The sequence below is a fragment of the Campylobacter concisus genome (assembly GCF_002165775.1).
Classification (GTDB): Bacteria; Campylobacterota; Campylobacteria; order Campylobacterales; family Campylobacteraceae; genus Campylobacter_A; species Campylobacter_A concisus_E.
Genome location: NZ_NDYP01000002.1, coordinates 227,658 through 244,943, shown reverse-complemented (window position 1 = coordinate 244,943; position 17,286 = coordinate 227,658). Strand labels below are relative to the sequence as shown.

The 17,286-nt window shown below is 37.9% G+C and carries 16 protein-coding genes and 1 pseudogene; 5 read left to right on the top strand and 12 right to left on the bottom strand.

All coding sequences use genetic code 11. From position 1 onward, the window contains the following. Positions 1–8: 8 nt before the first annotated feature. Genes B9N66_RS02220 through pheS form a run of 4 tightly spaced genes read right to left on the bottom strand, consistent with a single transcriptional unit; the run spans position 9 to position 5,425 of the window. Positions 9–833, bottom strand: coding sequence for a 4-hydroxy-3-methylbut-2-enyl diphosphate reductase (locus tag B9N66_RS02220; protein ID WP_021090890.1), 825 nt, complete (start codon positions 831–833; stop codon positions 9–11). Next, positions 823–2,100: a 3-phosphoshikimate 1-carboxyvinyltransferase gene (gene aroA, locus B9N66_RS02215; RefSeq protein ID WP_087579708.1), complete on the bottom strand. Its 1,278-nt coding sequence runs from the start codon at positions 2,098–2,100 to the stop codon at positions 823–825. The genes B9N66_RS02220 and aroA overlap by 11 nt, the downstream gene beginning before the upstream one ends. Further along, on the bottom strand, positions 2,097–4,433 hold the full coding sequence (pheT, locus tag B9N66_RS02210) for a phenylalanine--tRNA ligase subunit beta (protein ID WP_087579707.1): 2,337 nt from the start codon (positions 4,431–4,433) through the stop codon (positions 2,097–2,099). The genes aroA and pheT overlap by 4 nt, the downstream gene beginning before the upstream one ends. Next, positions 4,430–5,425, bottom strand: coding sequence for a phenylalanine--tRNA ligase subunit alpha (gene pheS / locus B9N66_RS02205; RefSeq protein ID WP_087579706.1), 996 nt, complete (start codon positions 5,423–5,425; stop codon positions 4,430–4,432). The genes pheT and pheS overlap by 4 nt, the downstream gene beginning before the upstream one ends. A gap of 118 nt (positions 5,426–5,543) precedes the next feature. Between pheS and B9N66_RS02200 the strand changes: the two genes are divergently transcribed. Further along, positions 5,544–5,897 (top strand): histidine triad nucleotide-binding protein, encoded by a 354-nt coding sequence (locus tag B9N66_RS02200; protein WP_087579705.1) that lies wholly within the window; start codon positions 5,544–5,546, stop codon positions 5,895–5,897. A gap of 45 nt (positions 5,898–5,942) precedes the next feature. Here B9N66_RS02200 and B9N66_RS10045 read toward each other — a convergent pair whose 3' ends face one another. From B9N66_RS10045 to argH, 3 genes and pseudogenes are all read right to left on the bottom strand, one after another. After that, complete coding sequence (locus B9N66_RS10045; protein ID WP_374057415.1) at positions 5,943–6,251, bottom strand: CZB domain-containing protein; 309 nt, start codon at positions 6,249–6,251, stop codon at positions 5,943–5,945. 84 nt (positions 6,252–6,335) lie between these two features. Then, a pseudogene (locus B9N66_RS10040) lies at positions 6,336–6,614 on the bottom strand (methyl-accepting chemotaxis protein); the annotation flags it as partial. Positions 6,615–7,059: 445 nt separating this feature from the next. Then, positions 7,060–8,472, bottom strand: a complete 1,413-nt coding sequence (gene argH / locus B9N66_RS02190) for an argininosuccinate lyase (protein ID WP_087579703.1) — start codon at positions 8,470–8,472, stop codon at positions 7,060–7,062. Between the two features lie 205 nt (positions 8,473–8,677). Here argH and B9N66_RS02185 point away from each other — a divergent pair, with 205 nt between their 5' ends. Next, a complete protein-coding gene (locus B9N66_RS02185) occupies positions 8,678–9,067 on the top strand; it encodes a hypothetical protein (protein WP_087579702.1) in 390 nt (129 codons plus the stop codon). 2 nt (positions 9,068–9,069) lie between these two features. Here B9N66_RS02185 and B9N66_RS02180 read toward each other — a convergent pair whose 3' ends face one another. The 4 genes from B9N66_RS02180 to B9N66_RS02165 are packed head-to-tail and all read right to left on the bottom strand — an operon-like array spanning position 9,070 to position 12,546. Then, complete coding sequence (locus B9N66_RS02180; RefSeq protein WP_087579701.1) at positions 9,070–9,609, bottom strand: oxidoreductase; 540 nt, start codon at positions 9,607–9,609, stop codon at positions 9,070–9,072. 3 nt (positions 9,610–9,612) lie between these two features. Beyond that, complete coding sequence (locus B9N66_RS02175) at positions 9,613–11,790, bottom strand: heavy metal translocating P-type ATPase (RefSeq protein WP_087579700.1); 2,178 nt, start codon at positions 11,788–11,790, stop codon at positions 9,613–9,615. Between the two features lies 1 nt (position 11,791). Further along, positions 11,792–11,995: a heavy-metal-associated domain-containing protein gene (locus B9N66_RS02170; protein ID WP_087579699.1), complete on the bottom strand. Its 204-nt coding sequence runs from the start codon at positions 11,993–11,995 to the stop codon at positions 11,792–11,794. Continuing rightward, positions 11,992–12,546, bottom strand: coding sequence for a GNAT family N-acetyltransferase (locus tag B9N66_RS02165; RefSeq protein WP_087579698.1), 555 nt, complete (start codon positions 12,544–12,546; stop codon positions 11,992–11,994). The genes B9N66_RS02170 and B9N66_RS02165 overlap by 4 nt, the downstream gene beginning before the upstream one ends. Before the next feature lie 149 nt (positions 12,547–12,695). Between B9N66_RS02165 and B9N66_RS02160 the strand changes: the two genes are divergently transcribed. From B9N66_RS02160 to B9N66_RS02150, 3 genes are read left to right on the top strand one after another with little or no spacing between them, the layout of a single operon-like run. Next, positions 12,696–13,403, top strand: coding sequence for a YebC/PmpR family DNA-binding transcriptional regulator (locus tag B9N66_RS02160; protein WP_087579697.1), 708 nt, complete (start codon positions 12,696–12,698; stop codon positions 13,401–13,403). An 11-nt stretch (positions 13,404–13,414) separates the two neighbouring features. After that, the gene (locus B9N66_RS02155; RefSeq protein ID WP_087579696.1) at positions 13,415–13,909 is read left to right on the top strand and encodes a peptidylprolyl isomerase; all 495 of its coding nucleotides are present in this window, start codon (positions 13,415–13,417) and stop codon (positions 13,907–13,909) included. 12 nt (positions 13,910–13,921) lie between these two features. Further along, positions 13,922–15,277: a cation:dicarboxylate symporter family transporter gene (locus B9N66_RS02150; RefSeq protein WP_087579695.1), complete on the top strand. Its 1,356-nt coding sequence runs from the start codon at positions 13,922–13,924 to the stop codon at positions 15,275–15,277. Positions 15,278–15,631: 354 nt separating this feature from the next. Here B9N66_RS02150 and pckA read toward each other — a convergent pair whose 3' ends face one another. Then, positions 15,632–17,206 (bottom strand): phosphoenolpyruvate carboxykinase (ATP), encoded by a 1,575-nt coding sequence (pckA, locus tag B9N66_RS02145; protein ID WP_180382058.1) that lies wholly within the window; start codon positions 17,204–17,206, stop codon positions 15,632–15,634. Between the last annotated feature and the right edge of the window lie 80 nt (positions 17,207–17,286).

Here is a 17,286-nt window from a genome sequence, read left to right as displayed (position 1 = left end):
GATAAATTTTATACTTTTTTGATTCTGTCAACGACTTTTTGTATGATCCAGTCAGGCGTACTTGCACCAGCACTTATGCCACACAAATTTTTGCCATCAAACCATGATTTTTCAAGCTCTTCTTCGCTTTCTATCAGATAGCTATCTTCGCAGAAATTTTTAGATATTAGGTAGAGTTGTTTTGTATTTGAGCTATTTTTTCCACCGATTATTATCATCACATCGGCTCTTTTTGCCAAATTTTTAGCAGCCTCTTGGTTTTCAAATGTTGCGTTGCAGATGGTGTTAAAAACGCGTACCTCTTTTACGTGAAGCATAAGGTAGTTTGCGATTTGCATAAATTTCTCGACTTTTCTAGTCGTTTGACTAACAAGTGCGACCTTTTGCTTAAATTTAATGCCCTCTAGCTCGCTCTCTTCAAGCACGACATAGACGTTACCCTTGGCGTATGACTTCACGCCTTTTACCTCAGGGTGATGCATGTCGCCATAGATCACCACATCGTAGCCCTCTTCACTCATTTTTTCACAAATTTGCTGTGGCTTTGTCACAAACGGACAAGTTGCGTCGATCACTTTTATATCTGTCTTTTTTAGCTCTGCGAGGTCGTTTTTAGTGATGCCATGAGTGCGAATGATCGCCTTTTTCTCATCCTTTAGCTCGTCTATACCCTCAAGTGTTTTTACATTGTAATTTTTCTCAAGCCTGTTTATTTCTTCGTTATTATGGATGAGTGGCCCAATGGTCGCAGCATCTCCTGCATTTTCAGCAATCTTTATCGCCCTTTTTACACCAAAGCAAAATCCATAACTACTAGCAAGCTCAATCTTCAACTCTAGCTCCCATTTTCTTTAAAATTTCAGCAAAATTTGGAAACGAAGTGGCGATAAATTCGCTCTTTTCTATCTGCATGCCGCACTTTAGTCCAAGTATAGCAAAGCTCATCGCAATCCTATGATCCCCGTGACTATCGATCATGGCAAATTTAGCCTCAGAGCCATTTATGATAAAGCCATCTTCAAGCTCGCTAGCATCAACGCCGCACTGCTTTAACGCATTTATCGTGACGGCTATCCTATCGCTCTCTTTTACACGAAGCTCTTTGGCATTTGTTAGCTTGCTTTGACCTTTAGCGCAGGCAAATGCGATGGCTAAAGCTGGAGCTTCGTCGATGAGCCACGAGATATTTTCACTAACCTCTACGCCTTTTAAATTTGGCGAGTATCTAACCTCGATATCACCGATATCTTCGTATTTGCTTGAGGTTTTGTGAAATTTTATCTCAGCTCCCATTTCTTCTAGAATTTTATAAGCTTCGATACGAGTTTTATTTAGCAAAATATTTTTTAAAATAATGTGTGAGCCCGGAATGATAAGTGCTGCGACCGCAAAGAAAAATGCAGAACTTGGATCATTTGGCACGTCTATATCAAGTGGCGCAAGTGGAGCTTTCATCGGCTCTAAAGTGATCTCTAGGTCGTCACGCTTTATATCAGCTCCCATGCCAGCTAGCATACGCTCAGTATGATCTCTGCTTAGCTCTGGCTCACTAAATTTGCAGCCATTTGAGTAAAGAGCTGCTAGCAAAAGGGCACTTTTTACCTGAGCTGAGGCAATCTTGCTATCAAAACTAAATCTTTCAAATTTTGTCCCTCTTATGCAAAGCGGGGCGTTGTTTGCGTTGTTTGCACCATCTATCTTTGCACCCATATCGTTTAGAGGTTTTGCTATTCTAGCCATTGGACGTGAGTTTAAATATCTATCACCACTTAGTACGAAAAAGCCATCCTGTGCGGCTAATAGTCCCATAAAAAGCCTCATTGCCGTACCAGAGTTGCCACACTCTAAAATTTCATTTGGCTCTTTTATCTTTTGCGGCGGTGTGATCGTTATTTCGAAACCATTGTCCTCAACTTTTGCACCTAAAAGCTCGACTATCTTTAATGTATTTAGTGTATCGCCAGCCCTTAGATAGTTTCTAATGTGAGATGGTTTGTCGCTTAAAAGTGAAAAGATCGCGCATCTATGCGATATTGATTTATCCGCTGCGATGTCGTCAATAGTTAAATTTAGACTTTTTTCTAATGGATAAATTCTCATCTTATTCCGATATTTAGTTTCTCTTTTAGCTTGCTTAAAATTTTATCCATAAGTGCGTTTATATCGCCATCTTCAAGCGTTTTTTCCATATCTTGGAATATAAATTTGAGGCTAAGGCTGATCGAGCCATTTAGCTTCGCATCTTTATAAATATCAACCGGCAAAAATTCTTTTAGCTCTTTTAAATTTAGCCCTCTTATGCACTCATAAATTCGTCCAGCCTCGAAATTTTCAGGCACGATGAGACTAAGATCCCTTGTTGTGCTTTGAAATTTAGAGTAAGGCACTGCCAAAATTGGCTCAAATTTAAGCTTAGTAAAATCAATCTCGCAAACATATGTTCTTGGTAGATCCCTTTTTGCCTCAACCCTTGCATCGACTCTACCGATATAGCCGATATTTTCGCCATTTTGATAGATGTGTGCTTGCTCATAAGAGCTAAGATATGAGATGCCCTGGCAAGGTTTTAGCTCAAATTTACCTATGACATTTTGCACCATAGATGCGAATGCATAGAAATTTGCCTCCTCACCTTTTGCGCCGTTTATTAGTGTAGGTTCTTTTAAAAGCCCTGATACGACAAAGCCTAAATTTAAGCCCTGGTTTGCATTTTCATCAAAAATTTCTCCAAGCTCAAATAGCCTAACTGAGCGTTTTGAGTTTTTGATATTTTTCTCGCTTGAGCTTAGAAGGTGATTAACAAGTGTCGGTCTAAGCGTATTTAGTTCGTTGTTTATAGGATTTAGTATCTTAACTTTGCATGGCTTAAAATTTAGCTCGCTAAGCTCGTCCTCACTATCAAAGACATAGTGCACACTTTCAAAAAAGCCATTATCAGCTGCTTTACGCCTTAAATTTAGGGCGTTTTTATAGTCAAAATATGTCTTATTTAGCCTATTTTTCTCAGAGAAATTTAGTGGTTTTGAGGCGATATTATCTATGCCTATTATCCTTACGATCTCCTCGCAAACATCGTGAGAATTTACTATATCATGGCGAAATAACGGCACTTTTACGTTAAAGCTTTCTTGCTCAACGTTTACCGCGATCTCAAAGCCAAGTTTCTTTAAAATTTTAACAACATCATTTCTAGCAATATCTTGACCGATCATATTTTTAATCTCAAAAAGAGAGATACTAAGCGTGATAGGCTCGGTATTTAAAAGCGACTGCTGTGAACCGGCAAAGAGATTTAGTGCATCTTTAAAATTGGTAAGTCTTTTGAATAAATAATCCGCGCCATAAGCTAAATTTGGCTCGCTGCCACGACTTGAGCGATAAATTTGATCACCCTTTGGTAAATTTTTATTTTCAAAAATAGCTTTTGAAACTACATCTGGCTTTACGTAGCTAGCTTCTACTAGGATCACTTTTGACTTCTCATCTACTCTTGCTACGTCACTTTGGTAAATTCCAGCAATGCCTAAATTTTTATCCCCGCAATAAACGACACATTCGCCATTTTCGCCATTTTTTATATCAAAAACAGCCTTTTCGCCTTCACTTACAAGTTTAGCGTGATCATAAGCCCTAAATAAAACACCAGTGCAAAATGTCGCGTATTCAAGCAGTCTCTCAACTAAATTTGTCTTTTGACACTCTATTAATGCTAGACGCATGCGAGTTATTAGATTTTCATATAGTCCTTCTTTTAACTCAAAAGCCTTATACAAAAATGACCCATTTACTTTATCCTCTGCTCGCACAGAAGCTATTCTGCCAATACCTAGTAAATTTTCGCTTTCATCGTCTTCGTGACTATCTTTCATATTTAGATCAAGCGCTGCATAAATTTCTCTTGCGATCCCATGTAAATTTTGGCAATCACCTCTGTTTGCTGTGACATCAACTTCAATTATCGTATCTTTAAATACCTCAAATTCGCTAAGGCTTGTACCAAGTTTTAGCTTGCCGATACTCTCATCAAGCGGTAAAATTCCATCATTTACCTTTGGAAGTCCCAGCTCACTTGAAGAGCAGATCATACCACTTGACTCGATACCTCTTAGCTTTGCTTTTTTTATCTCAAGACCATTTGGCATAGTCGTGCCAATGAGCGCAACTGGCACAAACTGGCCAGCCTCGACGTTTTTAGCCCCACATACGATCTGAAGCGTCTCTCCACCAACATCCACTTGACAAACGCTTAGCTTATCGGCATCTGGGTGCTTTTCTCTGCTTTTTATATAGCCAACCACAATACTCTTTGGTAAATTTATCTCTTTATAACTATCAACCTCTAACCCGATAGAATTTAATGTTTTTGAAAGTGTCTCGCCACTAACTTCGCTAAGGTCGATCCACTCGTTTAACCAATGCTTTGAAATTATCATTTAAACTGCTCCAACAATCTTAAATCTCCCTCAAAAAGCGACCTTAGATCAGGCACTCTATGAAGCAACATCGCAAATCTCTCAACGCCAAGGCCAAAGGCGTATCCACTTACATTTTTATAGCCAACCGCCTTAAATACATTTGGATCAACGACACCACATCCAAGTACCTCAAGCCAAGTAGTCTGCTTGCACACTCTGCAGCCCTTGCCGTGGCAGAATATACAACTAATATCAACCTCTGCGCTAGGCTCCGTAAATGGGAAGAAGCTAGGGCGAAAACGCACTTCAACATCGCCAAACATGTGCTTTAAAAAGCCCTCAAGCATTGATTTTAAATTTGCAAAGCTAACTTTCTCAGCATCCTCCACCACAAGAGCCTCGACCTGGTGAAACATCGGTGTATGCGTTAAATCCATATCACGTCTAAAAACCGTACCTGGCGCTATCATGCGAATAGGTGGCTTTTGATTTAGCATAGTTCGTACCTGAACTGGGCTCGTATGCGTCCTTAAAAGTCTAAAATCATCTAGGTAAAATGTATCTTGCATATCCCGTGCTGGGTGGTATTTTGGTAAATTTAGCGCTTCAAAGTTGTGAAAATCATCTTCTATTAGTGGTCCAGTCTCGAGCGAGAAATTTAGAGCTAAAAAATATTCAATTATCTTATCCATCGTGGCCATCACAGGATGAAGTGCCCCGCTAGCAACAGGCTCATTAAATAGCGTGATATCAGCGGCTTCTTTTTTCATCTTGTTATCTATCTCTTGCTCGCTAAGCTCAGCCTTTTTAGCTTCTATTAGCGCGCCAAGCTCATCTCTTTGCTTGTTTAAATTTGCTGCAAATTCCTTTTTCTCATCTTCGCCAAGCTCTTTTAGCTTCGCAAAACCTTGCGCCAAGATGCCCTTTTTGCCAAAAATTTCTACCCTGACTTTTTCCAAATCATCAAGCGTTGAAATTTCATTTTTTATTTTATTAACGAAATCTTGCAATTTTTTACCTTTATAAATTTTTGAGTCGATTTTATAGAAAAAGAGTTAAAATCAAGATAAAGAGCACGAAATTTAAGCACACTTTGATATAATTTTGCAAAATTTCAAAGGAGCTAAAATGACCATATTTGAAAAGATCGTAGCTGGTGAAATCCCTTGCAACAAAGTGCTTGAAAGCGAGAAATTTCTAGCTTTTAACGACATAAATCCAAAAGCACCGATCCACATCCTCATCATCCCTAAAAAACACTACAAAAACTTCCAAGAGATGGATCCAGTTTTGATGGGTGAGATGGCTAAATTTATCCAAGAGGTCGCCACATTAATGGGCATTGATAAGAGCGGATATCGCCTCATAACAAACTGCGGTGAAAACGGTGGTCAAGAAGTTATGCATCTACATTTTCACCTGCTTGGCGGAGCGAAGCTTGGCTGGAGCGAAGGCGTAGCTGATCCACAAAGCACATTTTAATAACTTATAAATTTTAGACTCAAATCTTGAGTCTAAAATTTTATTCTATTTTCTGGCAGCCTTTATAGCTTCAAGCAACTCTTCAAAACCTACTTTACTTGAGTTTTCAACATCTTTTAATATTTCAACGCCAGGTAGATTTCCTTTATCTTTATCAGCAAAAATAACCATCGCTTTTTCTAGTCCATGATGAACATTTTCATGATGAGCTGCGATACTTGAGAGAATTTTGGCATCTTTTACAAGAGTATTTTTCAAATCTTTTTCATACCATTTGCCAAATCTACACTCATGAACATCTTGAATTTTATTAAATTCATTTAAAAGTACGCCTCTATATCCATTTAGCTTCATATTTATATGATCTATTTTTCCATTGCTTACATAGACTTCATTTGTAACATTTAAAGCCTGATTTAGTATATTTTGCGTATTTGCATTTACACTTGAGATATTTCCTTCAAATCCACCTAAAATTTTCATAGCATTTGCAGAAATTTTTGAAAAATTCTCACTCATTTCGATCATCGTATTCGCACTTTGCTTAAGGCCATTTATATTTACTTCTACTTCAAGTGTTGCTTTTTGAGTGCGCTCAGCTAGCTTTCTAACCTCATCTGCCACGACAGCAAAACCTCGTCCATGCTCACCAGCACGGGCCGCCTCGATCGCAGCATTTAGAGCTAGCAAATTTGTCTGATCTGAGATGTCTTTAATTAGATTTATAATCTCAACAATCGAATTTACGCTTCCATCAAGCGAAGAAGCGTCATTTGAAAGGTCATTGCTCATCTGACTTACTTGCTCAATCGAGTTTAAAATTTCAGCCGTTTGCGACTTGAGTTCGCCCGTCTCTTTGAAAGTCTTTTCATTTAGTCCATTTATACTTTCAAGCATTTTTAGATTTTCTTCCATTGTTAATTGCAAGAAATTTATACCATCTTGATAACTTGAAAGCAATAAATTTACAGCCTCTTGCTTATCCTTAGCTTGCTCTTTTGGCTCGCAAGTTTTAACGTTTTTTAGCTCATCTTTAAGTGCTAAAATTTCAGCCTTTAAAGCTTCATTTTCTCTCTCTAAAGCTTCATTTTTATTAGAAAGCTCTTTATTTTTGCCATCAAAAAACATTTTTCATCCTTTAAAATTTGTAGATTTTGCGTAATTATAACTCTTTTTTCTTAAGCCAGTAATCTAAAATTTCTATCTGTTCCTCCACACTTTTATTTGCCGTGCCGCCTTTTGAAGTACGAGCCTCTTTTGAAGCGTGAAGATCTAAAAATTTAATAGCATTTACATCTAAATTTTCATCCACACTTTTTAGCTGATCTTCGTTTAATTCACTTAGATCAAGTTCCAAACTTTCAGCCTTTGCGACGGCTTTACCCGTGATAAAATGCGCCGTTCTAAATGGGATATTTTTCTCACGCACTAGATAGTCTGCCAAATCAGTCGCACTTAGATGCCCGGTTTTTGTAGCTTTTAGCATGTTTTTTTCGTTAAATTTAGCTGTTTTTATCATCTCGTTTAGGATGGTAGCCGAGCTTAAAATGGTCGAGACGCTGTCAAACACGCCCTCTTTATCTTCTTGCATATCTTTATTATAAGCAAGTGGCAGGCCCTTCATCGTAGTTAGTAGCGCCACTAAATTTCCATTTACACGTCCAGTTTTGCCGCGTATGAGCTCAGCGACGTCTGGATTTTTCTTTTGAGGCATGATAGAGCTGCCCGTGCTATAAGCGTCGCTAATGCTTACAAAGCCAAATTCTTGAGAGCTCCAAAGTATGAGCTCCTCACAAAGCCTAGAAGCGTGCGTCATGAAAACGCTAATGTTAAATAAAATTTCAAGTGCAAAGTCGCGGTCGCTCACGCTATCCATCGCATTTTGCGTGCAGCCTGCAAAGCCAAGCTCGCTTGCAACGATAGTTCTATCTATCTTATGAGGAGTGCCTGCAAGTGCTGCTGAGCCAAGCGGACTTAGATTATTTCGCTCATACGAGCTAACAAATCGCTCGAAATCTCTTTTAAACATAAATACATATGCTAGCAAGTGATAGCTAAGGCTTACTGGCTGAGCGTGTTGAAGATGTGTGTAGCCTGGCATTAGCGTATCTTTGTGTTTTTTTGCCAAATTTGTAAGCATGGCGATGAGCTCTTTGATGAGAGATGAAATTTCTAAATTTTTCTTCAATACGTAAAATTTAAAATCAAGCGCAACTTGGTCATTTCTACTTCTAGCTGTGTGCAGTCTGCCTCCAAGCTCGGCGCCGATGATCTGGCTAAGTCGCTTCTCAACTGCCATGTGTATATCTTCATCTTCTAGCTTAAACTCAAATTTACCTGCTCTTATCTCAGATAAAACCTCATCAAGCCCCTTTATGATCGCCTCTGACTCATCTTTTTTCAAAATTCCACAAATTCCTAGCATTTTAGCATGTGCCTTACTGCCAGCGATATCCTCTTCAAAAAGATTTTTATCAAAATTTATAGAAGCGTTAAATTCCTCAAGTAGCTTCGAACTAGCTTCGCTAAATCTTCCCTCCCACATCTTTTTGAGTGCGTTTTTCTCTTCTTTCATAGCTTTACCTTTGATTAGTTTTGCGTGATTTTAACAAAATAGCACTTAACTGGGTATTTTAACTATAAAGTTGCAAAAAAGTTATAAATATAATTTATCTTTAAGGATATAGAAATATAATTCAAAATATAACTTTTTAAAAACTATTTTAATTTTCTATTGAATATAGTTTAAAATAAAAATAATCTATAAGAGGAAGGATGATATGCAAATAGACGCAAATATGAACTCAAATATTTTCTATCATGATGGCTATACATCTATCTCTTCAAATAGCTCAAAAACAAGCATACTAGTATCTTCCGGCTATGACAAGAAAGATATTGTTAGAAGCAATGAAGTACATGTAGAACAAAGAGAAGATGCTAAAATTTCCTCTATAATTATTAATAAAGTAAGTGCCATACAGTTACAAAAAGACTTAGAAAAATTACAAGATCAAAAGCTAGATATTTCGCATCAAATTTCAAGCATCCAAAGCCTAAAAGATCGTAACTCTATGCAAATGCTTCATTACTTAAATTTAGAGCAGTCAGCCATTCAAAATAACATTTTAAGTATTAAAACTCAAATGATAGAAATGGCACAGGCTTAAAACTAAGCCTTACCAATAATAGTTTCTAAAACTAGGCAAAAATCCTCTAAAAAATATCCCATTGATTTATAAAAATTGCTAGTTGCGTCTTTTTGGATATCTTTTGAAAGCTGTTTAGCATAAGGCAAGAAAAATGAGACACTAAAAGCTGCAAGAAGCTTCATAGACTCCTTAGATGCTTCACTTTTTAAGATATTTGCTAATAAAATTAGCTGATTTGAGATGCTATCAACCTCGCCCATTTTTGGCTGAAAATTTATAGCCTTATAAAATTGAGCTAGATCATCTTTTGCAGACGAAAAATAGTAACTTGCCTCAAATTTTGACTTTAAAATGACAAAATCGTCACATAAAGCAGCACTACTTTCATCTTTGATAAATTTGGCATAAAGCTCATTGCCTTTTTTATTTGCTTCGCTATTAGTCTGCGTTATCCACGCATTTGTCTTTTTGATACGCATAAAAGAAGAAACATCCAAAATGCCACTAAAATTTGCAGCAAGCGCAGCCGCTACAACGCTATAAAGTTCTCCAAGTTTCAAATTTTAATCCTTAAGTCGTAGATATCTAAGTCTAAGTGCGTTTAAAACGACAGTAACAGAGCTAAGACACATCGCCATTGAGCCATAAACTGGGCTTAAAAGTAGACCAAAGATAGGGTAGAGCACGCCTGCAGCCACCGGGATACAAATCGCGTTATACATAAACGCCCAAAATAAATTTTCTTTTATGTTTGCCATAGTAGCATTTGCTAATCTAACTAGTCCAGTCACTCCACGCAAATCATTTTTAATAAGCACGATATCTCCAGCACCTTTTGCTATATCTGAGCCCGAGTTCATAGCGATACCAACACTTGCTTCTTTAAGTGATGGTGAGTCGTTTACGCCATCTCCAACAAAGATAACGCCACCATGATTTGTAAGCTCTTTTATCTCATTAAATTTATCTTCAGGCAGCATATTTGCGTGATATTTACTCACATTTAGCTTCTTAGCGATGCTTGCAACTACTTTCTCATCATCGCCTGAAAGGATCACACTTTGTAAATTTAGACTTGTAAGCTCGTTTATAACATCGCTTGCCTCGTCTTTTAGCTCATCACTAAGCGTTAAAAAACCAACAAATTTTTTATTTATAGTACAAAGTATGACGCCGCTTCCATCGTTTGTAGCCTCTTTTATAGCGTTACTTTCATCCGGATTTAAACTTACTTCATTTGCCAAAAGCAGCTTTTCGTTTCCGATTATTATCTGATTATTCTCATCCTCATAGATGATGCCTTGCCCGACAACATTTTGAAATTTTCCATTTAGCTTTTGTAAATCTATACATTTTTGCTTTGCATATCTAACGATAGCTTTTGAGATGAGATGCTCACTTAAATTTTCAGCAGAAGCGATAAGAGCTAAATCTTGCTCGCTTAAATTTAAGCTTTTGACGCTGATTTGTCCTTTACTAAGTGTGCCTGTTTTGTCAAATGCTGCGAATTTAGCATCCTTTATTAGCTCTAAAACTTCTGGATTTTTTACTAAAATTCCAGCTTTTGCACCACGTGCAAGCGCGCTTACTATTGCTATTGGCGTGGCAAGTCCTAGTGCGCATGGGCATGAGATGATAAGCACGCAGATCGCGCTAGAGATCGCATAGGCGAAATTTCCACTAAAAATTATCCATATTAAAAATGTAAGAACTGAGATCGCCACGACACTTGGCACAAAGATGTTTGCTATCTTGTCAGCCAGCCGTCCGATAGGCATCTTTTTAGAGCTAGCGTCGCTTAGTAGGTTTAAAATTTGAGATAGCAAGCTCTCGTAAGAGCTCTTTGTCACCTTTACGCTTATGTAGCCATTTGTGTTTAGAGTACCGGCAAATACGCCATCTCCCACCTCTTTATAAACTGGCAAGCTCTCTCCTGTAAGCATAGAAGCATCTATCTCAGCGCCACCTTGAACTATCACGCCATCACTTGGAATGTTGTAGCCATTTTTTACGATAACGATGTCGCCTACTTTTAGCTCATTTACATTTACCTCTTTACTATGTCCATCTGGCATGACCAAAAAGGCGGTCTTTGGCGAAATTTTAAGTAGCGTCTTTAGGTAGTCGCCTGCCTTTGCCTTTGAGCGCTCTTCAAGATACTTACCTAGCAAAACAAAGGCTATTATCATCGCTGCGCCCGAGACATAGACATTTTTTAGATCATCTGGGATGAAATCTGAAAAGATCACAACAAAAAGCGAGTATAAAAATGCACTGCCGCTTCCAAGAGCTACAAGCACGTTCATATCGTAGTTTTTGTTTTTAACAGCCTCTATGGCGTGAGCAAAGAAGTCTTTGCCACTAAAAGCTAGCACCAAAAAGCCAAGCGCTAAAATGGCTAAATTTACAACCACGCTAGGCCTTACAAACATCTCAAGCGCCATGATGACCATGCTCGCTAGAAATGCAAATATAAATTTATTTCTGATCGCAGTTATATGCTCGTCTCTTTTGGCTTCAAATTCATCAATATTTGTCGCCACAAAATAGCCAAGCTTCTTTATCTTTTGCTCTAAAACTTCACGCACGCTAGCGTCTTTTAGGACAAATTCGCCGCTTGCATTTGCAAAATTTACATTTGCTTCAAGCACCCCATCTATCTTTTTAGAAACTTTCTCGATAGCGTTTGAGCAATTTACGCAGCTCATTCCCGCTATATTTAGCTTGACTTTTAAAGGCATATCAAAGCTCCTTTATAACGTCAAATCCAAGATCAGCCATTTCAGATTTAAATTTTTCAACTTCACTATCTTTAAGATCAACCCTAACTTGTCTTGGCTCTTTGCTAAGATCAACTTCTATCTTGCCAAAGTCATCTTCAAGTGCGTTTTTTATAGTGTTTGCGCAGTTTTGGCAGTGGATATTGTTTGCTTCAAATGTTTTCATATTATCTCCTTTATCATATGGTCGTATTCATGTAAATTTACAATTTTCTTGACATTAAATTTAAAGCCCAAACTCTCGTAAAATTTACGAACTTTTGGCTTATTTGTATCTACTATTAATGAAACCTTTTTATGCCCTAGTTCTTTTGCCTTGACAAATGAATACCTTATGAGCTCTTTTGCAAGCCCTTGGCCTCTAAAATTTTCATCAACAGCGATACTATCTATATAAAACTCATCATCAAAACACTCTTTTTCTACCTGGGCGTCTTTGCCAAGCGCCTTTAAATGCTGCAAAATTTCTATATCAAGTTGTTCCGCGTCGCCACCAAAATATACACACATAGCAGCGATAATTTCCTCATTATGTTTATAAACAAAGACATTTTTATAGCTTAGTCTATTTGTCTCACTTTTGAAAAAAATTTCTAAAATTTCATTACTTTTAATAGGATCATCGTAACCACTTAGCTTGTAGGCGATATCTTCCATCGCTAAATTTAGTAGTTTTATGCAGATTTTTGCATCTTGTTTTTGAGCATTTTTTATCATGGCTTGATTATATGCCTTTAGCTTAAATTTTTACCAAATATTTTTTTAAATTTACAAATTAGGCGCTTTGGCTGGCAAACTAAAAATGTTTTAAAAAAGTATAAAATTTTTTTAGTTATAATCCGTAAAAAATTTATTTAAGGATATTTATGGGACGAGCATTTGAGTACCGAAGAGCCGCAAAAGAAGCTAGATGGGATAAGATGAGCAAGGTATTTCCAAAACTTGCAAAAGCTATAACAGTAGCCGCAAAAGATGGTGGTTGTGATCCAGATATGAACCCTAAACTTCGCGCAGCTATCGCAGCGGCAAAAGCTGAAAATATGCCAAAAGATAACATCGATGCAGCTATAAAAAGAGCAAATGGCAAAGATAGCGCCGATATTAAGACTATTTTTTATGACGGCAAAGCAGCTCACGGCGTGCAAATCATCGTTGAGTGTGCGACCGACAATCCAACAAGAACGGTTGCCAATGTTAAAGCGATATTTAGCAAAAATGGTGGAGAAATTTTACCAAGTGGCAGCCTTAGCTTTATGTTTACAAGAAAGAGCGTTTTTGAGCTTGAAAAACCAAGCGCAGACATTGAAGAGATCGAGCTTGAGCTGATAGATTATGGTCTAAGCGATATAGAGGCTGACGATGAGACGCTATTTGTATACGGTGATTATGCAAATTTTGGCACACTTCACGAGGGCATAGAGAAGCTAAATTTAGTGGTTAAAAAAGCTTCACTTCAGTACCTACCAAACCAAGCTGTAAATTTAGACGAAGAGCAAATGCTTGAGGTTGAGAGACTTCTTGATAAGCTAGAAGACGATGATGACGTTCAAGCAGTTTATACAAATATCGAATAAAAAGGAAATACATGCGTTTTGATGAATTAAAAGTTTATGACATAAATTTAGATGAGCTTAAAAAAGATAAATTTGCAGTTTTAGAGACAGACAAAGGCGAGATCAGACTTGAACTTTTTGCCGAGGAAGCTCCACAAGCTGTCGCAAATTTTGTCCATTTGATAAAATCAGGCTTTTATAATGGTCTAAATTTTCACAGAGTTATACCAAATTTTGTCATCCAAGGCGGTTGTCCAAATGGCACAGGTACAGGCGGCCCTGGCTGGAGAATAAAATGCGAATGCGATAAGCAAGGGGTAAAGCACGAGCGCGGTAGCCTAAGTATGGCTCATGCAGGGCGTGATACTGGCGGATCACAGTTTTTCATCTGTCACAGCAAACAACCTCATCTTGACGGCGTGCATACAGTCTTTGGAAAATGCGTTGATGATGAGAGCCTAAAGGTGCTTGACGCTATAAGACAAGGCGATAAGATTATCTCTGCTAAGATCAGAGAAAGCCTATAAAGGGGAAAATTTATGAATAATGCTAAAAAGCAAGGAAATCTTGCTGTAAGATTATTTACCAATCTTGCCTTTTGGGTTGTGATCGGTATTGTTGGTGGCGTTATCGTTGGCATGGTTGCACCTGAGCTTGGTATAGCAAGCAAACCAGGTATTGATTATTTTATAAAAGCACTTAAAATTTTAATCGGCCCTATCATCTTTTTAACGATCGTTTCAGGTATCGTTGGGCTTGAGAGTTTAAAAGATCTTGGATCTATTGGATTAAAGGCATTTATCTATTTTGAGATAGTTAGCACACTTGCGCTTGCTGTTGGTATCATCTTTGGTGAGACACTTCGTCCAGGACATGGCATGAATCTTGACTACACTCAGCTTGATGCCTCAAGCGTAGCTAAATTTACATCTCAAGCTGCAAATATGGACGCAAATAGCGGATTTGTAGCACATACACTTCATCTTTTAAGAGGTGCAGTGCCAGTAGATGACATTTTTCCTTACGTGCATATACTTGATCCATTTATAAAATCAAACACACTTCAAGTACTTTTCATGGCTATTATCGTTGCCATCGTACTTTCGCTGCTAGCTCATGATAAAAAACAAGCTTGCCTAAAGCCACTTGAATTTATTCAGCACTATGTCTTAAAACTTCTTAGCTGGCTTATGCTCTTTAGCCCAGTGGCTGCATTTTCAGCTATGGCTTATCTAATCGGCAAATTTGGTATCGGAACGCTTCTTGGCATGATGGAACTTTTGATTGTTATGGCACTTGCAAGCTGCTTTTTTATCTTTGTGGTACTTGGCGTTATTTGCTATTTTGCAAAAATCAATGTCTTTAAATTTATGCGCTTTATTTCAAAAGAGGTATTGGTAGTCTTTGCGACAAGCTCGAGCGAAACAGCTCTTGCGCCACTTATGCAAAAGCTAGAATCAGCTGGTATAAATAGAGGTGCTGTTGGTCTTATCATTCCAACTGGTTACTCATTTAACCTTGACTGCACCAACATCTATCTAAGCTTAAGCGTTATCTTCCTAGCTCAAGCATTTAATATCCCGCTAAGCTTTGAGCATCTAATAAGTATACTAATCGTACTAATGATCACAAGTAAAGGCGCAGTTGGTGTGACAGGATCAGGCTTTGTCGTACTTGCTGGCACGTTAAGCGCACTTCCGAGCACTGGCATACCAGTCGTCACCGTGGCTGTGCTACTTGGCGTTGATAAATTTATGTCAGAAATGCGTGCAGTTGGTAATCTCTGCGGTAACGCTGTTGGTTGCATGATAGTTTCTATCTGGGATAAAAAAGTCGATATGGATAAATTTAGATACGCACTAGATCATCCAGAGAAATTTCACTTTCACTCATAATATACATTTATAACTATAAGGGCAACTTTGCCCTTATTTTTTCTTTTTACCCTAAATTTATGCGATCTATCTCCTCCTCAAACCTATAAAAATTTTAAAAACAGCATCGCAATAAATGATATTTGATAACTGGTTCAAGCACAAAAAGAAAAACTAGAGGCTAAGTGTAATAGAAAAATTTTATTAGTAACTAATATATTTGGCAATATCTAATATTTTGTTACTTACTAGAATAAATTTACAAATGTAACACTTGAGATTGGAATTTAGAAGAGAGATACTTTAAATTTAGTCATATCAAAAATATCAAATAAAAAGACTAGCCTTGCAAGAAGCTTTGCAAGGCTATACAAATTAAGCTTTTGGACCAGCTTTAGCGTACTCAACGCCCTCTTTTACATCTTCGTAACGTTTGAAATTTTCAACAAACATTTTAGCAAGTTTATCGCGTGAAGCGTTATACTCAGCCGGATTTGTCCATGTGTTTATTGGATTTAGCAGTTTTGTCTCGACACCATCAAGCTCTTTTGGGATAGCGAAGTTAAATTTATCAAAATTTTCAAATTCGCATTTTGTGATGCTGCCATCAAGGATCGCATTTATGCAAGCACGAGTTGCTTTTATGCTCATACGCTTGCCAACGCCGTAAGCACCACCGCTCCAGCCTGTATTTACAAGATAGACATTAACGCCGTGTTTATCGATCTTCTCGCCTAGTAGTTTTGCATAAACAGTTGGGTGAAGTGGCATAAATGGCTCGCCAAAGCAAGCACTAAAAGTAGCGACTGGCTCAGTTATACCGCGCTCTGTGCCAGCAACTTTTGCTGTATAGCCACTTAGGAAATAATACATCGCCTGCTCTTTTGTAAGCTTTGCAACTGGGGGAAGCACGCCAAAAGCATCAGCACTTAAAAAGATGATATTTTTTGGATGGCCGGCACTTGAGCTTGGTTCATAGTTGTCGATGTGATAGATCGGATAGCTCACGCGTGTATTTTCAGTCTTTGAGCCATCTTTGTAATCAACCACGCCATTTTCGTCAGCTACAACATTTTCAAGTAGCGCGTCACGCCTGATCGCTGCGTAAATTTCTGGCTCACTACTTGGATCAAGGTTGATACATTTTGCGTAGCAGCCACCCTCAAAGTTAAACACGCCATCATCGTCCCAGCCGTGCTCGTCATCGCCTATTAGCTTACGTTTTGGATCAGTTGAAAGTGTAGTTTTGCCGGTACCTGATAGGCCAAAAAATAGCGCTGTATCACCCTTCTCACCTACGTTTGCAGAGCAGTGCATACTTAGTTTACCTTCAAGTGGCAACCAGTAGTTCATCATAGAAAAAATGCCCTTTTTCATCTCACCACCGTACCATGTACCACCTATTACTGCAACATTTTCTTCGACGTTAAAGATGACAAAGACCTCTGAATGTAGCCCATCAGCCTTGTAATCATCATTTTTTGTCTTACAAGCGTTATATACTACAAAATCAGGCTCAAATTTAGCTAGCTCTGCCTTGCTTGGGCGGATGAACATATTTTTTACAAAATGCGCTTGCCACGCTACTTCAGTGACAAAACGGACTGATTTTTGGCTCTTTTTGCTAGCTCCACAAAATGCGTCTTGGATAAAAATTTCCTTGCCGCTTAGCTGCTCTTTTGCTTTTTTAAGAAGCTTGTCAAAAAGCTCTTTTGTGATAGGCTGATTTATCTTACCCCAAGCGATATACTTTTGACTCGGATCTTGTTTTACAAAGTACTTATCTTTTGGGCTTCTTCCAGTAAAAATTCCCGTATCAACCATAAATGTACCGTTGCTTGAACCCCTGCCTTCGTTGTTTGCCTTTTCAAGCTCAAAAAGCTCATCATAGCTTAGATTGTGATTTATCTTTTTGATCTCTTTTAGACCTAGCTCATCTAGCTTATTTATCATGTTGTTTCCTTTTAAAATTTTCATTTCTTTATAAATTCTGACCTAAAAGTCATCAAAATGTTAATCAAATTTCGCTT

Bases quoted from the DNA above. Each gene is read 5' to 3' on its own strand.
- B9N66_RS02165 (WP_087579698.1), bottom strand. From the start codon at position 12,546: ATGATAAAAAATGCTCAAAAACAAGATGCAAAAATCTGCATAAAACTA.
- B9N66_RS02160 (WP_087579697.1), top strand. From the start codon at position 12,696: ATGGGACGAGCATTTGAGTACCGAAGAGCCGCAAAAGAAGCTAGATGG.
- argH (WP_087579703.1), bottom strand. From the start codon at position 8,472: ATGAAAGAAGAGAAAAACGCACTCAAAAAGATGTGGGAGGGAAGATTT.
- B9N66_RS02150 (WP_087579695.1), top strand. From the start codon at position 13,922: ATGAATAATGCTAAAAAGCAAGGAAATCTTGCTGTAAGATTATTTACC.
- aroA (WP_087579708.1), bottom strand. From the start codon at position 2,100: ATGAGAATTTATCCATTAGAAAAAAGTCTAAATTTAACTATTGACGAC.
- B9N66_RS02200 (WP_087579705.1), top strand. From the start codon at position 5,544: ATGACCATATTTGAAAAGATCGTAGCTGGTGAAATCCCTTGCAACAAA.
- B9N66_RS02175 (WP_087579700.1), bottom strand. From the start codon at position 11,790: ATGCCTTTAAAAGTCAAGCTAAATATAGCGGGAATGAGCTGCGTAAAT.
- B9N66_RS02170 (WP_087579699.1), bottom strand. From the start codon at position 11,995: ATGAAAACATTTGAAGCAAACAATATCCACTGCCAAAACTGCGCAAAC.
- pheT (WP_087579707.1), bottom strand. From the start codon at position 4,433: ATGATAATTTCAAAGCATTGGTTAAACGAGTGGATCGACCTTAGCGAA.
- B9N66_RS02155 (WP_087579696.1), top strand. From the start codon at position 13,415: ATGCGTTTTGATGAATTAAAAGTTTATGACATAAATTTAGATGAGCTT.
- B9N66_RS10045 (WP_374057415.1), bottom strand. From the start codon at position 6,251: ATGAAGCTAAATGGATATAGAGGCGTACTTTTAAATGAATTTAATAAA.
- B9N66_RS02185 (WP_087579702.1), top strand. From the start codon at position 8,678: ATGCAAATAGACGCAAATATGAACTCAAATATTTTCTATCATGATGGC.